Raw genomic sequence first — 17,476 nt, forward strand, 5'->3', positions numbered from 1 at the left:
ATGTGTGAAGCTGCGAAGAAGGTGCTTTCTGAACAGAAACGCCTTCGGAAACGGTCAGCATTCGGGAAGATCGTGGGTGAGGCGTCCGTCAACCACCTGGCCGGTGGAGCGTGGCGCGTGATGATGCGGATGGGGAGCCGGGGAGCACTAGTGGTGGCACTGGACGGCCCGAGCCTGGGCAGGATGCTCGATGACGTTGCTGTTGGAAAGATTCAGTTACCGGACTTTCAACGTCAGTGGAAGTGGGACGACGACCGCATCAGGGCCCTGCTGGCCACCGTGACGCTCGACTACCCGCTCGGTGTGGCCATGACGCTCGAGACCGGCGGGGAGTCCCAGTTCAAGGCGAGGCCGCTCCACGGCACCCCGGTCTCCCCGGGAACCGTGCCGGAACAGCTCCTGCTCGATGGGCAGCAGCGTCTGACCTCACTCTTCCAGGCCCTGCGGTCGGGCCGGGCTGTGGAGACGAGCGATGCGCGCAACAAGCCCGTGCGCCGCTGGTACTACATCGACATCTCCATGGCCGTCGGAGAAGGCACCGATCGGGACGAGGCCATCCGCTCGATCCCCGAAGACCGCCTGGTACGGGGCCCCTTCGGTCGGACGCTGCTCGACCTGAGGAGCCGGGACGAGGAGTGCGCGCAGGGCTTCTTCCCCCTGAACCTGATCTTCGATGCCGACAGCACCGGCAAGTGGCAGCGCACCTACGTCAGTGCAGCCGATGACCGGTGGGACATCTGGTCGGCCTTCCAGGCCAAGGTCATCGACACCGTCAAGGGCTTCAAAGTGCCGCTGATCCGCCTGCCCAAGGAGACGCGGAAGGACGCCGTCTGCTCGGTCTTCGAGCGAGTGAACACCGGGGGCGTCGTACTCAACGTGTTCGAACTCCTCACGGCTACCTATGCCGGGGACGCCGACTACACGCGGGAACACGGAAAGGACTTCAGCCTCAGTCAGGAATGGCTGACGACCAAGTCCTTGCTCGGCACCGCGTTTCCGGTCTTCGGCTCCATCGACCGGGACACCAGGCAGGAGACCGGGCTGACAAGTCTGGACTTCCTTCAAGCGATGGCGCTGACCCAGACCTGGCAGCGCAAGCAACAGTACTTGGCGGCCAACCCCGGCGCCGCCAGCCCGCCAGCAGTCAGCTGCAAGCGCCGCGACCTGCTCCACCTTCCGCTGTCCGACTACACTGCGCTCGCCCCCGATGTCACCAGTGCCTTCGCCTGGGCCGGCCGCTTCCTGGCGTCGCAGCACATCTTCCGCGAGCGCGATCTGCCCTATGGGTCGCAACTGGTCCCGCTCGCCGCCATCGCGGCGCTCTTGGGGAACGTCCGCCGAGAGCCGAAGGTCCAGGGGGAACTGGCCCGCTGGTACTGGTGCGGCGTCCTCGGCGAACTCTACGGCGGAGTCACGGACACCCGGTTCGTCCGTGACGTGGAACAGGTGGTCCCCTGGCTGACGGAAGGCGGTCCCGAGCCGGACACCATCTCCGAGGCGTCCTTCCAGGAACAACGCCTTCACCGGCTCACCTCACGCAACAGCGCTGCCTACAAGGGCGTGCACGCGCTGCTGATGAAGGAAGGGGCAGTGGACTGGGCCTTCCAGGAGGAGGAGATCAGCGAACAGAACCTGACCGGATGGTCTGTCGACATTCGGCAGATCTTCCCGAAGGCGTGGTTCGAGCGCACCGCACCGGACCCCACCCGGATGACGAGCATCGTCAACAAGACCGCGCTCTCCTACCGGGCGTACCAGACCATCGGCGCCAACTCTCCTTCCGTTTACCTCACGGCCCTGGAGAAGGAGGCCGGCACCAGTGGGGACTGGCTCGACGACGTGGTCGGAACCCATCACATCGACCCGATGATCCTGCGCACGGACGACTTCGACGCGTTCTATCGCGACCGGGCCGAGCGCCTGCTGGGCCTGGTGGAGAGAGCGATGGGCAAGGCCGTCGTCCGTGAAGGGGCGGACAGCGGCCGTGAGTGACGCGAGGATCCCGGCAGGCCTGGCAGGCTCCACATTGAGCCGACGTCAGCTCCTGGCACTCTGGGATGTCCGATTCCGCAACCATGTGGTGGTCTCACGAGTGGCCCTCGACCTGGCCAACGCGGGACTGGCGACAGAACCGGACTTCGCGACGGGCCCGCTCGACGACGAGATCCGAGTGGTATCGCTGGGTGACGCGATGCCCACTACCCCTAGCGTTCCGGATGCACCCCCGATCGGGAAGCAGGACGGCCGCCCCGCCAAGGCGTCCGAGAATCCTGCAACGGCGTCGGTGCCTTCGTCCGCCTCGGCGGGACCGTCGCCGGAGCCGGCCGCTTCGGATTCGGCCGACGCGCCCGGCGACGCCGGTGGGGCGGACGGCCGCGCATCCCCTCCGCCGGAGTACGGGCAAGGTGAGGACCCTCTCGGTCTGTTGCCGCAGTCAGCCATGCGGGTCGGCGCCATTCCCAGTGCTGGCCAGGGGGTCTCCTCGGTGATGCCCGAGGACTCACTGGCACGAGCCATGGGTGCCATGGCCGAGCTCGGTTACTCGCAACTACCGGTGCTGGACTCGATCGGCAAACTCCAGGGTGTGGTCACCTGGGCCTCGATCGCCCACATGCACGCCACCGGTCGGACACCAAGTGTCCCGAACGCACTCACCAGCGAATTCCACGTCGTGGACGCCGCGACGCATCTGCTGTCCGCGCTGCCGTTCATCCAGGCACATGGATTCGTCCTCGTCCGCAATCGCGGAGGCGAGCTGATCGGCATCGTCACAACCGCCGACCTCGCGTCCGAGTTCGTGTCTGTCGCGGGCCCCTTCTTCACCCTCGGTGAGATCGAGCGCCGGCTCCGCCGATGCCTGGGACGTGTCTACGGCGAGGAGGACGTCCGGCAGGTGCACAAGGACCGCCGTCGACGCAGCGTCGACCAGCTGATGTTCGGTGAGTACATCCGGCTGCTCGATGACGAACTGCGCTGGAAGAAGCTCAACTGGCCCGGTGTGGACCGTACTCACTTCGTCGGTCTCCTGAGGCATGTGAAGGATGTCCGGAACACGGTGATGCACTTCAACGGCGGCCCTCTCCGTGGTGACCAGCTGGCCATGCTGGACCGGTTCGTGGGCATCCTCCGCAGCTACGATCCCGACCGCAGCCCCTGGTGACTCCGTGCCGTAGCGCCTGCCGGCGAAATGCCGGGCGAACGCGCGCGGCCGGGCGACACGTCACGGGGTACGGGTGACCACGAGCCTCCGGCCGCTTCGGCGGAGCCCGGACCGTAGGCTCGGCGGCATGAGTCTGCGACTGAGCACTGTGATCCTGCCGATCTATCGCTGGGCCGGCCAGGGGCGGGAGGCGTGGGTGCGAGCCGAGCAGCTCGGCTTCCACACCGCCTACACCTACGACCACCTGTCCTGGCGGACCTTCCGGGACGGCCCGTGGTTCGGGGCGTTGCCCACGCTCACCGCCGCGGCGACGGCCACCGAACGTCTCCGGCTGGGCACCCTCGTGACCTCGCCGAACTTCCGTCACCCGGTCACGCTGGCCAAGGAGCTCATCTCCCTGGACGACATCTCGGGCGGCCGGGTCACCCTCGGCATCGGCGCCGGCGGCAGCGGCTTCGACGCCACCGCCCTGGGCCAGGACGCCTGGACCCCGCGCGAACGCGCCGACCGCTTCGCCGAGTTCGTCCCGCTCCTGGACCGGCTGCTCACCGAGGACGCGGTGACCGAGCGCGGGAAGCACTACACCGCGGAGGAGGCCCGCAACATCCCCGGCTGTGTCCAGCGCCCCCGGCTGCCCTTCGCGGTCGCCGCGACCGGGCCGCGGGGACTGAAGCTGGCCGCCCGCCACGGGCAGGCCTGGGTCACCACCGGCGACCCCAAGCTGTACGAGAACGGCACCCCGGAGGAGTCGCGGGTCGCGCTGCGGGGGCAGAACGAGAGGCTCACGGCGGCCTGCGCGGAGATCGGCCGGGACGCCTCCGAGCTGGACCGGATCCTGCTCACCGCCTTCACCCCGGACCGCAACGGCCCGCTGGAGTCCGTGGACGCGTTCGTCGACTTCGCGGGGCGTCACGCGGAACTGGGCTTCACCGAGATCGTCATCCACGCCCCGATCCCGGACTCGGTCTTCGACGTCGACCCGAAGGTTTTCGAGCGCATCGCGACCGAGGCGCCCGCACAGTTGGCGTAGTGGCGTAGTGGCGTAGTGGCCTGGCGACCGGGGTCTCTCAGCCGCGCAGGCGCAGGAACCGAGGCGGCACGGCGTCGGCGAGCCAGACGCCGTTGGCGCTGACCCGGAAGACATGGCCGGCGCGGTGCATCGCGCCCGCGTCCACGGTGAGGACGAGGGGGCGGCCGCGACGGGCGCCGACCCGGGTGGCCGTCTCCCGGTCGGGAGACAGGTGGACGTGGTGGCGGGCCATGGGGCGCAGGCCCTCGGTCCGGATCGCCTCCATCGCCCGGGCGACCGTGCCGTGGTAGAGGTACACGGGCGGTTCGGCCGGCGGCAGGTCCAGGTCGACGGCGACGGTGTGGCCCTGATTGGCGCGGATGCGGTCGCCTTCGATGCCGCCCTGGACGCCGCTCCCCATGCCGCTCTCGACGGTGAAGCGCCGCTTGTCGTTGGCGGCGACGACGTGGTCGAGCTCGGCGCGGGAGAAGGCGAACCCGTGCCGGGCCGCCGCACGCAGCAGCTCCTCGACCGCCACCCAACCGTTCTCGTCGAGGGTGAGGCCGATGCGTTCCGGCTGATGCCGCAGATGCTTCGAGAGGTACTTGGACACCTTGACGGTGCGACGTTCGTCCATGGGCGCCAGAGTGCCCGTGGCGGCCCGGTCCGTGCACCCGCATTTCGGCCCATCGGCCCATCGGCCCATCGGCCCGTCGGCTTGTCGCCTCTTCGGCTCGTCGGTTCTTCGTTCTTCTGCGGTTCTTCGGCCTTTTTCCTCCATCAGGTTTGATCCACAGTCAACTTGAGTTATCCACAGGATATTTGACGGTTCTGTGGACAACGCGCTTGCACTTTAGGGGCTTTCGCCATTTTTGCACTCTTTGGCGTGAGTTGCTGCGAGGTCGTCCAAGGTGCGTGCCCGTATCTCCCGTTCGGTGGCCGCCGCCACGAAGGCCGCGATGCGCTCCGCGCCAACCAGCTCGCGCACGGCTTGTGTTGTCCGCGCCGGAAGCAGCACGGGGCGGGTCGCGTCCTCGGCGATCGCCGTCTCCTCGGCTCCGAGGTGGTGGTGCAGATGCCGCGTGGCGAACGTCCGCATGGCGCGGGCCAGTTCCGCGTCCACCGTCTGCTGTGCGAGCGGCCGCAGGCGACGTACGAGAGTCGCTGCCTCGGCCGCGTCGGAGTCGGTGGGCGGCCGATGGCCGAGATAGCGGGCGAAGACGTGCTCGGTGGTGAACTCCAGGAAGCGGGAGGCGATGTGCTCGACCTGACCGCGAAGCTCCCTCAGATGGCCGGAGATCGCGGGCAGGGGAACTCCGGCCCCGTACAACTCGACCGCCACCGCCAGCTCCTGCGGACTGGGTACGAGGAATTCGTCGTCCCGGCCGGGCACGCGCTCCAGCACGCCGAGCTCCACCGCCTCCGCGATGGCCTCGTCGTCCTGCCGGCCGCCGAATCTCGCGTCCAGCTCACGACGGCTGATCCGGTCGGCCTCCTCGTCCGTCCACGGACCGTGTACCTCGGCGACCAGACCGAGTACCCCGCCCAGCCCCCGCCCCGCGTCCCACGCCTCCAGCAACTCCTTGATGCTGGCCAGGGTGTAACCCCGGTCGAGCAGGTCCGCGATCTGCCGCAGCCGGGCCAGATGGGTCTCCCGGTACACATTGGCCCGTCCGCGCCGCTCGGGCGTCGGGAGCAGCCCCCGGTCCTGATAGGCGCGGATCGTGCGCACCGTGGCCCCACTGGCGTGGGCCAGGTCCTCGATCCGGTACTCGGCGGCCCGGGCCCCGTCCCCGGTCACAGCGGAGGCTTCAGCCGGGCGACGGAGCGCAGGGCCCCGGGACTCAGTCGGGACAGCAGTCGCGCGCCGCGCGCCTCCGGGGTCACCGGCACCACCGCCTGGTTGCGCACGACCGCCCTCAGGATCGCGTCGGCGACCCTCGTAGGCGGGTAGTTGCGCCGCCTGTAGAGACGGCTCGTCCGCTTCTGCAGCCGCTCCTCCTCCGCCGCGTCGGCCCCCGCGAAACGTGTGGTGGCGGTGATGTTGGTGTTGACGATGCCGGGGCATATCGCGCTCACCCCGATCGACTTCTCCGCCAGCTCGGCCCGCAGACATTCGCTGAGCATGAGCACGGCCGCCTTCGACGTGCTGTACGCGGGCAGCGCCCGCGAGGGCTGGAAGGCCGCGGCCGACGCGGTGTTGACGATGTGACCGCCCTGGCCCCGGTCCGCCATCTGCTTGCCGAAGATCCGACAGCCGTGGATGACCCCCCACAGATTGACGTCGAGGACCTTCTTCCACTCCTCGCTCGTGGTCTCCAGGAAGGAGCCGGACAGCCCGATCCCGGCGTTGTTGACCAGGACGTCGACGATGCCGTACTCGGCGGCGACCCGGGCGGCGAGCTTCTCCATCGCGGCCTCGTCGCTGACGTCGACCGCCTCGCCCCAGGCAGCGGGCGCCCCGATCAGCCGCGCCATCTCCGCGGTCCGGGCGGCACCCTCCGCGTCCCGGTCCACGGCCACGACCCGGGCGCCGGCCTCGGCGAACGCGAAGGCCGTGGCCCGCCCGATCCCGGAGGCCGCGCCCGTCACCAGGACCAGCTGGCCGCCGAACCGCTGGGCGTAGAGGCCCTGCGCGGGCGCCTGTTGCACGGACGCGCCCTCCCGTCCGGCGGACTCGTTCGCGGTGACGAACCCGTCGACCCAGGAGGCCAGCTGGTCCGGCCGGGTGCGGGGCACCCAGTGCTTGGCCGGAAGCGAGCGGCGCACCAGCGTGGGGACCCAGTCCTCCAGCCCGTCGTAGAGCCGCTCGGAGAGGAAGGAGTCCCCGGTCGGCGTGATCAGCTGGACGGGGGCGTGGGCGTAGGCGTCCGCACGGGGCCTGCTCAGCCGGGCACGGACGTTGTCGCGGTAGAGCCAGGCCCCGTGTGCCGCGTCGTTCGGCAGGGAGGCGGTGGGGTAGTCGCCCGCGGGCACCTTCTCCATCCGTTCCAGAATCCGGGGCCACCGCTTCCCGAGCGGGCCGCGCCAGGCGAGCTCGGGCAGGACCGGTGTGTGGAGCATGTACACGTACCAGGATTTCGCGCCCTGGCCGAGCAGCTGGCCGACCCGGCGTGGGGTGGGGCGGCTCATCCGGTGCTTGATCCAGTGCCCGAAGTGGTCCAGGGACGGCCCGGACATCGAGGTGAAGGAGGCGATCCGGCCCTCGGTCCTGCCGACCGTGACGAACTCCCAGGCCTGGACGGACCCCCAGTCGTGACCGACCACGTGCACCGGTCGGTCCGGACTGACCGTGTCGATCACGGCCAGGAAGTCGTCGGTCAGCTTCTCCAGGGTGAAGCCGCCGCGCAGGGGCTTCGGGGCGGTCGACCTGCCGTGCCCCCGCACGTCGTACAGCACCACGTGCCAGTGCTCGGCCAGCCGGACGGCGACGTCCGACCAGACCTCCTTGCTGTCCGGATAGCCGTGGACCAGCACCACGGTCGGCCGGCCCGCGTCGCCCAACTCGGCGACGCACAGCTCGACGCCTCCCGTGACCACGCGTCGCTCACGCGCCTGAGACAGATTCACGCCGCCACCTTCTCCTCGGCCCAGCGCCGCACGTGCGGCAGATCGTCGTCCAGCCAGAAGGCGCCCTGCTCGGGGTCCTTGGAGTCGGTGACCACCAGGATCTCCTCGAACTTCGCGCCCGTACCCCGGAACCCGAGGTGAGGTTCGACCGCCCACAGGCCCGGCTGCGGCGGGTGGTCGGAGAAACGGTAGGGGCTCCACAGCGGCGACCAGCCGTCCCGGTGACCGTGCAGGGCGTCACTCAGCAGCCCCTTGAGGGCCTGGGTGCCGAATCCGAACACCTGCGGCGACCAGCGGCGCTCGGCGACGCGATCGACCTTGTGGGCGATCACGCCGAAGGGGTAGGCCCGGTGCCTGTTCGCGTATCCCTGCGCGGTCATGAGGCGTTCGACGTCCTCGTAGATCTCGCGCAGCGAACGGCGCTCGCGCACCTCCCGCAGGATCAGCTCGCGGTGGGACTCCAGATCGGCCAGCAGCTTGTCGTGCAGCGGATTGAGGCCGAGGCACCCCGAATACCCGACATCGGCGGTGAAGCCCTTGTACACCGGGGCCATGTCGAGGATGAACGGCATCCCCGGCTCCAGTCTCCGGTCGGTCGGGAAGAACTGCAGCGGCACCTTGAACCCGGCGAACGCCGTGCGGTCCCCGAACCAGGCGAACGGGAGGTGAAACCAGTCGCGCACGCCGCGCTCACGCAGCCAATCGCGCTGCATCCGGGCCGCCTCGCGCTCGGTCACCCCCGACCGCAGCTGACCGGCGACCGCCTCCGCGCAGGCATAGGCCAGGCGCTGGACTTCCCTGAACCCCCGCAGCTCCGGGGTGATTTCGTGCTGCACTGCCGAGGCCATGCCGGTCATGCCACCGTCCGTTCCCTGCCGTGTGCGGTACGCGTCCGTAACGTGACACTGATGAATGTGACAATGTCCGGCGGCTGCGTCAAGAGGGCTGCACGCCCTGTGGACAAGCACGGGCTCAGGGCGCCCGTCTGTGGAAAACTCCGCCCCCGCACGTGGGCCCCAGCCGCCGGCACCTGGCGAACCTCGGCCGCTCCGCCACGCCACGCCACGCCCCGCCCGGCCCGGAGTCCGGGCCTCGTCCTTCGCGGGGTCCCCCTACGGGCGCGTACGCCTGGAGTCTGACGCGGATCCAGCCGTCAGGGCTGACGACCCCTGTGGTCCGCGCCACTAACGTCGTTTCCGTGACAGCCGTAATCGCTACCGAAGCCCTGAGCATGCGGTTCCCCCGGGTGACCGCGCTTGACCGGCTCACGTTGGACATCGGACCGGGTGTGACCGGTCTGGTGGGTTCCAACGGAGCCGGCAAGTCCACACTGATCAAGATCCTGCTGGGTCTTTCCCCCGCCACCGAAGGCCGGGCCGCAGTGCTCGGGCTCGACGTCGCGACCAGCGGCGCCGCCATCCGGGAACGGGTGGGGTACATGCCCGAGCACGACTGCCTGCCGCCCGACGTCTCGGCGACCGAGTTCGTCGTGCACATGGCCCGCATGTCGGGGCTGCCGCCCACGGCGGCCCGCGAGCGCACGGCCGACACCCTGCGCCACGTCGGCCTCTACGAGGAGCGCTACCGCCCCATCGGCGGCTACTCGACCGGCATGAAGCAGCGGGTGAAGCTGGCCCAGGCACTCGTCCACGACCCCCAGCTGGTCCTCCTCGACGAGCCGACCAACGGCCTGGACCCGGTCGGCCGTGACGAGATGCTCGGTCTGATCCGTCGGATCCACACCGACTTCGGCATCTCCGTGCTGGTGACCTCGCACCTCCTGGGCGAGCTGGAACGCACCTGCGACCACGTCGTCGTCATCGACGGCGGCACCCTCCTGCGCTCCAGCTCCACCAGCGACTTCACGCAGACCACCGCGACCCTCGCGGTCGAGGTGACCGACAGCGACACCCACCCCGACGGCACCGGCGCGCTGCGCAAGGTCCTCACCGACGCCGGGATCACCCTCATCGGCCACGACGGGATCGACACGGAGGGGCTGCCGGGCGCGGGCCACATCCTGCTGATCGAGGCGGCCGACGAGAACACGTACGACCTGGTCCGCGACAGCGTCGCCGGGCTCGGGCTCGGCCTGGTCCGCATGGAACAGCGCCGCCACCACATCGCCGAGGTCTTCCGTACCGAACAGGGCGGGGCGCACAGCACCGCCGTCCCGGCCGCGGCCGGCACCGCCGGGGCCGTACAGCAGAAGGGAAGCGGTCGCGATGAGCACTGAGACCGGGACCGCGGCCGGGCGCGACGCCTCCCGGATCCACAACATCGGCTACCGCTCCTACGACGGACCGCGGCTCGGCCGGGCCTACGCCCGCCGCTCCCTGTTCTCGCAGACGCTGCGGGGCTCCTTCGGACTGGGCCGCTCCGCCAAGTCCAAGGTGCTGCCCATGCTGCTGTTCGGCGTGATGGCGATGGTCGCGGCGATCCTGGTGGCGGTCTCCATGGCCACCCCGGACGCCAGCAAGCTGGTGGTCAAGTACACCTCGTACGCGATCTACCTCCAGGCCGTCATCGGCCTGTTCATCGCCGCCCAGGCGCCGCAGGCGGTATCCAGGGACCTCCGCTTCAAGACCGTCCCCCTGTACTTCTCGCGGCCGATCGAACGCGCCGACTACGTGATGGCGAAGTTCGCCGCCACCGCCGCCGCGCTCTTCATCCTCACCGGCGCGCCGCTGCTCATCCTCTATGTGGGCTCTCTGCTCGCGAAGTTCGACTTCGCCGATCAGACCAAGTGGTTCGGCCAGGGACTGGTGTCGGTGGCGCTGCTGTCCGTGCTGTTCGCCGGCCTCGGCCTCGTGATGGCCGCCCTGACCCCGCGGCGCGGCTTCGGCGTCGCCGCGGTGATCGCCCTCCTGACCATCACCTACGGCGCCGTCTCCACGATCCAGGCCATCGCCTGGGAGACCGGGTCGGAAGGGGCCGTGCAGTGGCTCGGCCTCTTCTCGCCGATCACGCTGATCGACGGCGTCCAGACCGCGTTCCTCGGTGCTTCCTCCGCCTTCCCCGGAGGGGAAGGCCCGGGCGCCGGCACCGGCGTGGTCTACCTGTTCGTTGTTCTCGCGCTCGTCGCCGGCTCGTACGCCGTTCTGATGCGCCGCTACCGGAGGGTCGGGCTGTGACCACCATCGAGATCGACCACACCTCGCGCTGGTTCGGCAACGTGGTCGCCGTCAACGACGTCTCCATGACGGTGGGGCCCGGCGTCACCGGGCTTCTCGGCCCGAACGGCGCCGGAAAGTCCACCCTCATCAACATGATGGGCGGATTCCTCGCCCCCTCGACGGGGAAGGTCACGCTCGACGGCCGGCCGATCTGGCGCAACGAAGCCGTCTACAAGAAGATCGGCATCGTCCCGGAGCGGGAGGGGATGTACGACTTCCTCACCGGCAAGGAATTCGTCGTCGCCAACGCCGAACTCCAGGGTCTGGGAGGAGCCGAGGCGCAGAAGGCGCTCGCCACGGTCCAGATGGAGTACGCGCAGGACCGCAAGATCTCCACGTACAGCAAGGGCATGCGCCAGCGTGTGAAGATGGCGTCCGCGCTGGTCCACGAGCCCTCGGTGCTGCTGCTGGACGAGCCGTTCAACGGGATGGACCCGCGCCAGCGGATGCAGCTGATGGAGCTGCTGCGGCGCATGGGGGACGAGGGACGCACGGTCCTGTTCTCCTCACACATCCTCGAAGAGGTCGAGCAGTTGGCCTCGCACATCGAGGTGATCGTGGCGGGCCGGCACGCCGCGTCCGGCGACTTCCGGAGGATCCGCCGGCTGATGACGGACCGGCCGCACCGCTACCTGGTGCGCTCCAGCGACGACCGGGCCCTCGCGGCCGCGCTCATCGCCGACCCGTCCACGGCGGGCATCGAGGTCGACGTGACCGAGAAGGCGCTGCGCGTCCAGGCCGTCGACTTCGGGCGGTTCACCGAGCTGCTGCCGAGGGTGGCCCGTGAGCAGGGCATCCGGCTGCTCACCGTCTCACCGTCCGACGAGTCCCTCGAATCGGTCTTTTCCTACCTCGTAGCGGCCTGAGTAGTGGCCTGAAAGGAGCTGTGCACCGTCATGTACGACCCCACAGTCGCCCGGCTCACCTACCGGGCCCTGCTCGGCCGGCGCCGGGCCGCCATCCTGTTCGTCCTGCCCGCACTGCTGCTGGTCATCGCCGCGGCCGTGCGCATGTTCGCCGGAGCCGATGACCAGATCGCCTCGGACGTCCTCGGCGGGTTCGCCATCGCCACGATGGTGCCGCTGATCGGCGTGATCGCGGGCACCGGGGCGATCGGCCCCGAGATCGACGACGGCTCGATCGTCTACCTGCTCGCCAAGCCCGTGAAGCGGCCCACGATCATCTTCACCAAGCTGATCGTGGCCATCGCGGTGACCATGGTGTTCTCCGCCCTGCCGACGCTTCTCGCGGGCCTGATCCTCAACGGCAACGGCCAGCAGGTCGCCGTCGCCTACACGATCGCGGCGCTGGTCGCCTCGATCGCGTACAGCGCCCTGTTCCTGCTGCTCGGCACGGTCAGCCGGCACGCTGTCGTCCTCGGCCTGGTCTACGCGCTGGTCTGGGAGGCCCTGTTCGGCAGCCTGGTGCCCGGCGCGCGGACGCTCAGCGTCCAGCAGTGGTCGCTGGCGGTCGCCCAGAAGGTCGCGGGCGACGGCGCGGTGACCTCGGACGTCGGCCTGCCGCTCGCCACGGTCCTGCTGGTCGTGGTCACGGTCGCCGCCACCTGGTACGCGGGCCAGAAGCTGCGGACGCTGAAGCTGGCGGGCGAGGAGTGAGGGCTTTGGCCTGAGCCCTCGTGCGCTTCGACGACCCCCGCCCGTTCGGACCTGGGCGGGGGTCGTCGTATGAGCGGACAGATGTGCGCGTGACCGTACGTTTATCGGGTCGTTGGGCAGGGTGCGTGGAGGCAACTGGAATCCGTGGCGTCGTAGCGATCGTGAAATCGGGGAATGCCGGCACCGGGTGAGGCCCAGCCCACCGGACCGGTCATCGAGTGAGTGGCAACCGTGAGCGTCCTCCACCCCTGAAGCCCGGGGTGTGGGCCGTCCTCGTCATTCCCTCGTACGAAAGGCATACCCATGCCCACGGAAGTCGCCCTGCTCGAATCACGCGCGCTGCGCGTGGAGCAGATCGGGCGCGTCGACGTCCTCGACAAGGTGAAGAGCCTGGTCATGCTCCCGGACGGGATTCACGTTCGCACAGAGGATGTGGCTCGTTACTTCGAAGTATCCACAGGTGCCGTCAAGAGGCTGACCGATCGGCACCAGGAGGAGTTGATCGAGAGCGGGCTCCGTGTGCTGCGCGGCGCTGACCTGCAGTCCTTCCATAGCGACATGATGTCGCTATGGGCCCGCGAAGGGGTGGAGAGTTATCCACAGGCGGCCACGCAGCTGCGGCTCTACACCCGCCGCACCGTCCTCAATGTCGCCATGCTTCTTCGCGACAGCGACATCGCCCGATGCGTGCGTACGTATCTCCTCGACGCCGAGGAGTCGCTGCGCACCCGGTACGCCTCGCTCGACCAGCGCGTCACGCGCATCGAGAGCTGCCTCACCGGCGTCGGCAGCGCGCTGCAGGAGCTGGGGCCGGTGCTGGTGCGGATGTCGGAGCGGCTCGACAGTCTGGACCGCAAGGTGGAAGGGACACTCCAGGTGATCGGAGCGATGAGTCTGCGGCTGACGGATGTGCAGCAGGACGTCGTCCGCGTGGACGGGCGGCTGGACTCCTTCGCCCGACAGCTGAAGGATCTGCGCCGTCGTAGCGGGCAGCGCGGGTAGCGCTGATACACCAGCGGCCCGGCACCGTGGGAAACGGTGCCGGGCCGCTGCCGCGCTGTCCGGTGGCGAGGGTGGGCGCCCTACTGCACGGGCGCCGAGCGGAGCAGTTCCTCCAGCACCACCGCGATGCCGTCGTCCTCGTTGGACGCCGTGATCTCGTGGGCGACGGCCTTCAGGTCGTCGTGGGCGTTGGCCATGGCCACGCCGTGGTGGGCCCAGCCGAACATCGGGATGTCGTTCGGCATGTCGCCGAAGGCGATCGTGTCGGCCGCCTTCACGCCGAGCCGGCGGGCGGCCAGCGAGAGGCCGGTCGCCTTGCTCAGGCCCAGCGGCAGGATCTCGACCACGCCGGCCCCGGCCATGACCACGTCGACCAGGCTGCCGACCGCCGCCCGCGCGGCGAAGGCCAGCGCGTCGTCGTCCAGCTCCGGATGCTGTATGTAGACCTTGTTGAGGGGAGCGGTCCACATCTCGGTGGCGTCGTCCACGAAGAGGTACGGGAGCGGCCCCTCCTGCACCTGGTAGCCGGGGCCCACCAGCACCTCGCCGTCCAGACCGTCGCGGCTGGCCGCCAGATGCAGCGGGCCGACCTCCGCCTCGATCTTGGACAGCGCGAGACCGGCGAGCTGCCGGTCCAGGGTCAGCGAGGTCAGCAGCTTGTGCTCGCCCGCGTGGTAGACCTGCGCGCCCTGACCGCAGACCGCGAGCCCCTCGTAACCGAGGTCGTCCAGGATGTGCCGGGTCCAGGGGACGGCACGTCCGGTGACGATGATGTGCGCGGCACCGGTCGCCGTGGCGGCGGCCAGAGCCTCGCGGGTGCGCTCGGAGACCGTGTTGTCCCCGCGCAGCAGTGTGCCGTCGAGGTCGGTCGCGACGAGCTTGTAGGGGAAGGTCACTTGGCGACCGGTTCCAGGACCTCGCGCCCGCCCAGGTACGGACGGAGCATCTCGGGCACCCGGACCGAACCGTCGGGGAGCTGGTGGTTCTCCAGGATCGCCACGATCGTGCGCGGTACGGCGCAGAGCGTGCCGTTCAGCGTGGCCAGCGGCTGGACCTTCTTGCCCTCGCGCATCCGGACGGACAGGCGGCGGGCCTGGAAGCCGTCGCAGTTGGACGCGGAGGTCAGCTCACGGTACTTGCCCTGGGTCGGGATCCACGCCTCGCAGTCGAACTTCCGCGAGGCGGAGGAGCCGAGGTCACCGGTGGCGACGTCGATCACCTGGAAGGGCAGTTCGAGGGCGGTGAGCCACTGCTTCTCCCAGCCCAGGAGCCTGCGGTGCTCGGCCTCGGCGTCCGCGGGGTCGACGTACGAGAACATCTCGACCTTGTCGAACTGGTGGACGCGGAAGATGCCGCGGGTGTCCTTGCCGTACGTGCCGGCCTCACGGCGGAAGCACGGGGAGAACCCGGCGTACCGCAGGGGCAGCTTGTCGGCGTCGATGATCTCGTCCATGTGGTACGCGGCGAGGGGGACCTCGGAGGTGCCGACCAGGTAGTAGTCGTCCTTCTCCAGGTGGTACACGTTCTCCGCGGCCTGGCCGAGGAAGCCGGTGCCCTCCATGGCGCGGGGGCGGACCAGTGCCGGGGTGAGCATCGGGATGAAGCCGGCCTCGGTGGCCTGCGCGATCGCCGCGTTGACGAGGGCGAGCTCCAGGAGCGCGCCGACGCCCGTGAGGTAGTAGAACCGGGAGCCGGAGACCTTGGCCCCGCGCGCCATGTCGATGGCGCCGAGCGCTTCGCCGATCTCCAGGTGGTCCTTGGGCTCGAAGCCCTCGGCGCCGAAGTCCCGGATGGTGCCGTGGGTCTCCAGGACGACGAAGTCCTCCTCGCCGCCGACCGGCACGTCCTCGTGGACGATGTTGCCGAGCTGGAGCAGCAGGCGCTTGGCGTCCGCGTCGGCCTCGTCCTGGGCGACGTCGGCCGCCTTGACGTCGGCCTTGAGGTGCTCGGCCTTCTTGAGGAGCTCGGTGCGCTCCTCGGGGGTGGCCTTGGGAATCAGCTTGCCGAGCGACCTCTGTTCGGCGCGGAGTTCGTCGAAGCGGACGCCGGACGACCTGCGCAGCTCGTCGGCGGAGAGCAGGGCGTCGACGAGGTCGACGTCCTCTCCACGGGCGCGCTGGGAGGCGCGAACACGGTCGGGGTCCTCACGGAGCAGGCGAAGGTCAATCACCCCACCAGGCTACCGGTGCGCGGTTTGCACTCGAACCGATATTGCCGAGCGTGTCACTTTGACCGAATTGCCGGAATTGATATTCCTGAAGGGGAATCGCTGGCGGTGCGGAAGTCGGTGTTGGCCTCGGCCTCCGGGGGTGTCGATGCCGGCCCCGGGGGCATTGGCGCCGACTCCCGTGCGGACATCCTTACCGGCCCTCAGGCGAGTGTCGGTGTCGGCGTCGCGCCGGAGTGGGGAGGGGTGTCAATAACGGTGGTTAACTCCCCTGAACAGGGCACAAGGTGCGGTCCACCTTGACGTATCCGCCTTGAGCGGGGCGGGAGTTGGGGACATGGGGAGCGCTGTTGTCCACAGGGGACCCTCAGGTCGGAATAGTTGTCCACAGGCTGTGTGGAAGTTCTGTGGATGCCGGAGGGCATTGTTCCGGAACTCGGACGAAGCCCTGCGGAATCCTCACCCAAACCCGTCCCGCGTGCTCGTTCGGGTGGGAATTCGCCGCCCTAAAGAGTTGATCAAGGGAATTCGGGGTCATGCGGGCACCCCGTGGCACCCCGTGGCGCCTCGTGACTCTGTGGATGGCTCCAGGGTTGCTGGGTGGATTTGTCGACGATGTCGCATTGGCGTGTCGACTTGTCCCCAGGTCGAGAGCCCGCCTGTGGATAACTCTCCGGAGTGCGTGACTATCTGTAGATCGGATCGTCGCGGAGCGCGCGAAGAAGGCAGCCCCGGAAGGCGGGCGCACCGAAGCTGCGCCCGCCCTTCCGTCAGATCCGGCCGTCCTGGCTCCGTGCCAGCCAGTCGAAGGCTTCCGTGAACGCCGTGTCCGACGTGCCCGCCCGCAGCGGCCGTACCTCGTCCGGGGAGACGCCCGCCCGCGGGTACGAGCCGAGGAATCGCACCTTCGGGCTGATCCGCTTGAGCCCCATCAGGGCCTCTCCGACCCGCCGGTCCGCGATGTGTCCCTCGGCGTCCACGGCGAAGCAGTAGTTGCCGATGCCCTCGCCGGTCGGGCGGGACTGGATCAGCATCAGGTTGACGCCGCGCACCGCGAACTCCTGGAGCAGTTCCAGGAGGGCGCCGGGATGGTCGTCGCCCAGCCAGATCACCACGGAGGTCTTGTCCGCGCCGGTCGGTGCGGAGGGCCGGGCGGGCCGGCCCACCAGGACGAAGCGTGTCTGGGCGTTCTCCGCGTCGTGGATCTCCGTCACCAGCGGCTCCAGGCCGTAGGTCGCGGCGGCGAACTCCCCGGCGAACGCGGCGTCGTACCGCCCCTCCTGGACCAGCCTGGCCCCGTCCGCGTTGGACGCCGCCGACTCCCACAGGGCGCCCGGGAGGTGGGTCGCCATCCAGTTGCGCACCTGCGGCTGGGCGGCCGGGTGGGCGGTGACCGTCTTGATGTCCGACAGCTTGGTCCCGGGGCGTACCAGCAGCGCGAAGGTGATGGAGAGCAGCACCTCGCGGTAGATCATCAGCGGTTCCCCGCCGGCCAGCTCGTCCAGCGTCGCGGTGATGCCGCCCTCGACGGAGTTCTCGATCGGCACGAGCGCCGCCGCCGCCTCGCCGTTGCGCACGGCGTCCAGGGCGGCCGGCACGGACACCATCGGGACGAGTTCCCGGGTGGCGGCTTCCGGGAGCGTGCGGAGGGCGACCTCGGTGAAGGTGCCTTCGGGACCGAGATAGGCGTAGCGCGTGGCTGACATACGGTCACCCTAATGCGCCCCGCGAGGCCCGCCGGGCTGTCTCAGAATGCGGTCGGGAGGGCGGGGCAGA

The 17,476-nt window shown here is 69.4% G+C and carries 15 protein-coding genes; 8 read left to right on the forward strand and 7 right to left on the reverse strand.

Annotation, left to right across the window (positions count from 1 at the left end; genetic code table 11):
• Window positions 1-72: 72 nt before the first annotated feature.
• The 3 genes from ACIRJT_RS15650 (at window position 73) to ACIRJT_RS15660 (ending at window position 4,190) form a co-directional block, all read left to right on the forward strand.
• Window positions 73-1,992, forward strand: a complete 1,920-nt coding sequence (locus ACIRJT_RS15650) for a DUF262 domain-containing protein (RefSeq protein WP_403909109.1) — start codon at window positions 73-75, stop codon at window positions 1,990-1,992.
• A gap of 100 nt (window positions 1,993-2,092) precedes the next feature.
• Window positions 2,093-3,160: a CBS domain-containing protein gene (locus tag ACIRJT_RS15655; protein WP_403909112.1), complete on the forward strand. Its 1,068-nt coding sequence runs from the start codon at window positions 2,093-2,095 to the stop codon at window positions 3,158-3,160.
• A gap of 127 nt (window positions 3,161-3,287) precedes the next feature.
• Window positions 3,288-4,190, forward strand: coding sequence for an LLM class flavin-dependent oxidoreductase (locus ACIRJT_RS15660; protein WP_403909114.1), 903 nt, complete (start codon window positions 3,288-3,290; stop codon window positions 4,188-4,190).
• A 37-nt stretch (window positions 4,191-4,227) separates the two neighbouring features.
• On the opposite strand, the gene ACIRJT_RS15665 is transcribed toward ACIRJT_RS15660, so the two are convergent.
• The 4 genes from ACIRJT_RS15665 to ACIRJT_RS15680 all read right to left on the reverse strand — a co-directional run bounded on the left by ACIRJT_RS15665 (window position 4,228) and on the right by ACIRJT_RS15680 (window position 8,596).
• Window positions 4,228-4,806 carry an RNA 2'-phosphotransferase gene (locus tag ACIRJT_RS15665; protein WP_403909117.1) on the reverse strand — a complete coding sequence of 193 codons (579 nt, stop codon included), beginning with the start codon at window positions 4,804-4,806 and terminating at the stop codon, window positions 4,228-4,230.
• A 216-nt stretch (window positions 4,807-5,022) separates the two neighbouring features.
• Window positions 5,023-5,970: a MerR family transcriptional regulator gene (locus tag ACIRJT_RS15670; RefSeq protein WP_403909120.1), complete on the reverse strand. Its 948-nt coding sequence runs from the start codon at window positions 5,968-5,970 to the stop codon at window positions 5,023-5,025.
• The gene (locus ACIRJT_RS15675) at window positions 5,967-7,739 is read right to left on the reverse strand and encodes an SDR family oxidoreductase (protein WP_403909123.1); all 1,773 of its coding nucleotides are present in this window, start codon (window positions 7,737-7,739) and stop codon (window positions 5,967-5,969) included. The genes ACIRJT_RS15670 and ACIRJT_RS15675 overlap by 4 nt, the downstream gene beginning before the upstream one ends.
• Window positions 7,736-8,596: a M24 family metallopeptidase gene (locus ACIRJT_RS15680; RefSeq protein WP_403909126.1), complete on the reverse strand. Its 861-nt coding sequence runs from the start codon at window positions 8,594-8,596 to the stop codon at window positions 7,736-7,738. The genes ACIRJT_RS15675 and ACIRJT_RS15680 overlap by 4 nt, the downstream gene beginning before the upstream one ends.
• Window positions 8,597-8,970: 374 nt before the next feature.
• Here ACIRJT_RS15680 and ACIRJT_RS15685 point away from each other — a divergent pair, with 374 nt between their 5' ends.
• The 5 genes from ACIRJT_RS15685 (at window position 8,971) to ACIRJT_RS15705 (ending at window position 13,533) form a co-directional block, all read left to right on the forward strand.
• Entirely contained in the window at window positions 8,971-9,975 is a 1,005-nt protein-coding gene (locus ACIRJT_RS15685) for an ABC transporter ATP-binding protein (RefSeq protein ID WP_403909876.1), read from the forward strand.
• Entirely contained in the window at window positions 9,965-10,873 is a 909-nt protein-coding gene (locus ACIRJT_RS15690) for an ABC transporter permease (RefSeq protein WP_403909129.1), read from the forward strand. Before ACIRJT_RS15685 ends, ACIRJT_RS15690 begins: the two co-directional genes overlap by 11 nt.
• On the forward strand, window positions 10,870-11,781 hold the full coding sequence (locus tag ACIRJT_RS15695) for an ABC transporter ATP-binding protein (RefSeq protein WP_403909132.1): 912 nt from the start codon (window positions 10,870-10,872) through the stop codon (window positions 11,779-11,781). The genes ACIRJT_RS15690 and ACIRJT_RS15695 overlap by 4 nt, the downstream gene beginning before the upstream one ends.
• A gap of 30 nt (window positions 11,782-11,811) precedes the next feature.
• Window positions 11,812-12,531, forward strand: a complete 720-nt coding sequence (locus ACIRJT_RS15700) for an ABC transporter permease (protein ID WP_403909135.1) — start codon at window positions 11,812-11,814, stop codon at window positions 12,529-12,531.
• Between the two features lie 303 nt (window positions 12,532-12,834).
• The gene (locus tag ACIRJT_RS15705) at window positions 12,835-13,533 is read left to right on the forward strand and encodes a hypothetical protein (protein ID WP_403909138.1); all 699 of its coding nucleotides are present in this window, start codon (window positions 12,835-12,837) and stop codon (window positions 13,531-13,533) included.
• 80 nt (window positions 13,534-13,613) lie between these two features.
• Here the strand turns inward: ACIRJT_RS15705 and ACIRJT_RS15710 are convergent, their stop codons facing one another.
• From ACIRJT_RS15710 to pheA, 3 genes are all read right to left on the reverse strand, one after another.
• Window positions 13,614-14,429 carry an HAD family hydrolase gene (locus tag ACIRJT_RS15710; RefSeq protein WP_403909141.1) on the reverse strand — a complete coding sequence of 272 codons (816 nt, stop codon included), beginning with the start codon at window positions 14,427-14,429 and terminating at the stop codon, window positions 13,614-13,616.
• Window positions 14,426-15,703, reverse strand: coding sequence for a serine--tRNA ligase (gene serS / locus ACIRJT_RS15715; RefSeq protein ID WP_403909144.1), 1,278 nt, complete (start codon window positions 15,701-15,703; stop codon window positions 14,426-14,428). Before serS ends, ACIRJT_RS15710 begins: the two co-directional genes overlap by 4 nt.
• A gap of 767 nt (window positions 15,704-16,470) precedes the next feature.
• Window positions 16,471-17,406: a prephenate dehydratase gene (gene pheA / locus ACIRJT_RS15720; RefSeq protein WP_403909147.1), complete on the reverse strand. Its 936-nt coding sequence runs from the start codon at window positions 17,404-17,406 to the stop codon at window positions 16,471-16,473.
• Window positions 17,407-17,476 lie beyond the last annotated feature (70 nt).

The sequence above is a fragment of the Streptomyces sp. NPDC102283 genome (assembly GCF_044766265.1).
GTDB lineage: Bacteria > Actinomycetota > Actinomycetes > Streptomycetales > Streptomycetaceae > Streptomyces.

Excerpts from the sequence above, each read along its gene's own strand:
- ACIRJT_RS15660 (WP_403909114.1), top strand. The coding sequence starts at position 3,288 with ATGAGTCTGCGACTGAGCACTGTGATCCTGCCGATCTATCGCTGGGCC.
- ACIRJT_RS15665 (WP_403909117.1), bottom strand. The coding sequence starts at position 4,806 with ATGGACGAACGTCGCACCGTCAAGGTGTCCAAGTACCTCTCGAAGCAT.
- ACIRJT_RS15680 (WP_403909126.1), bottom strand. The coding sequence starts at position 8,596 with ATGACCGGCATGGCCTCGGCAGTGCAGCACGAAATCACCCCGGAGCTG.
- ACIRJT_RS15685 (WP_403909876.1), top strand. The coding sequence starts at position 8,971 with ATGCGGTTCCCCCGGGTGACCGCGCTTGACCGGCTCACGTTGGACATC.
- ACIRJT_RS15690 (WP_403909129.1), top strand. The coding sequence starts at position 9,965 with ATGAGCACTGAGACCGGGACCGCGGCCGGGCGCGACGCCTCCCGGATC.
- ACIRJT_RS15700 (WP_403909135.1), top strand. The coding sequence starts at position 11,812 with ATGTACGACCCCACAGTCGCCCGGCTCACCTACCGGGCCCTGCTCGGC.
- ACIRJT_RS15705 (WP_403909138.1), top strand. The coding sequence starts at position 12,835 with ATGCCCACGGAAGTCGCCCTGCTCGAATCACGCGCGCTGCGCGTGGAG.
- pheA (WP_403909147.1), bottom strand. The coding sequence starts at position 17,406 with ATGTCAGCCACGCGCTACGCCTATCTCGGTCCCGAAGGCACCTTCACC.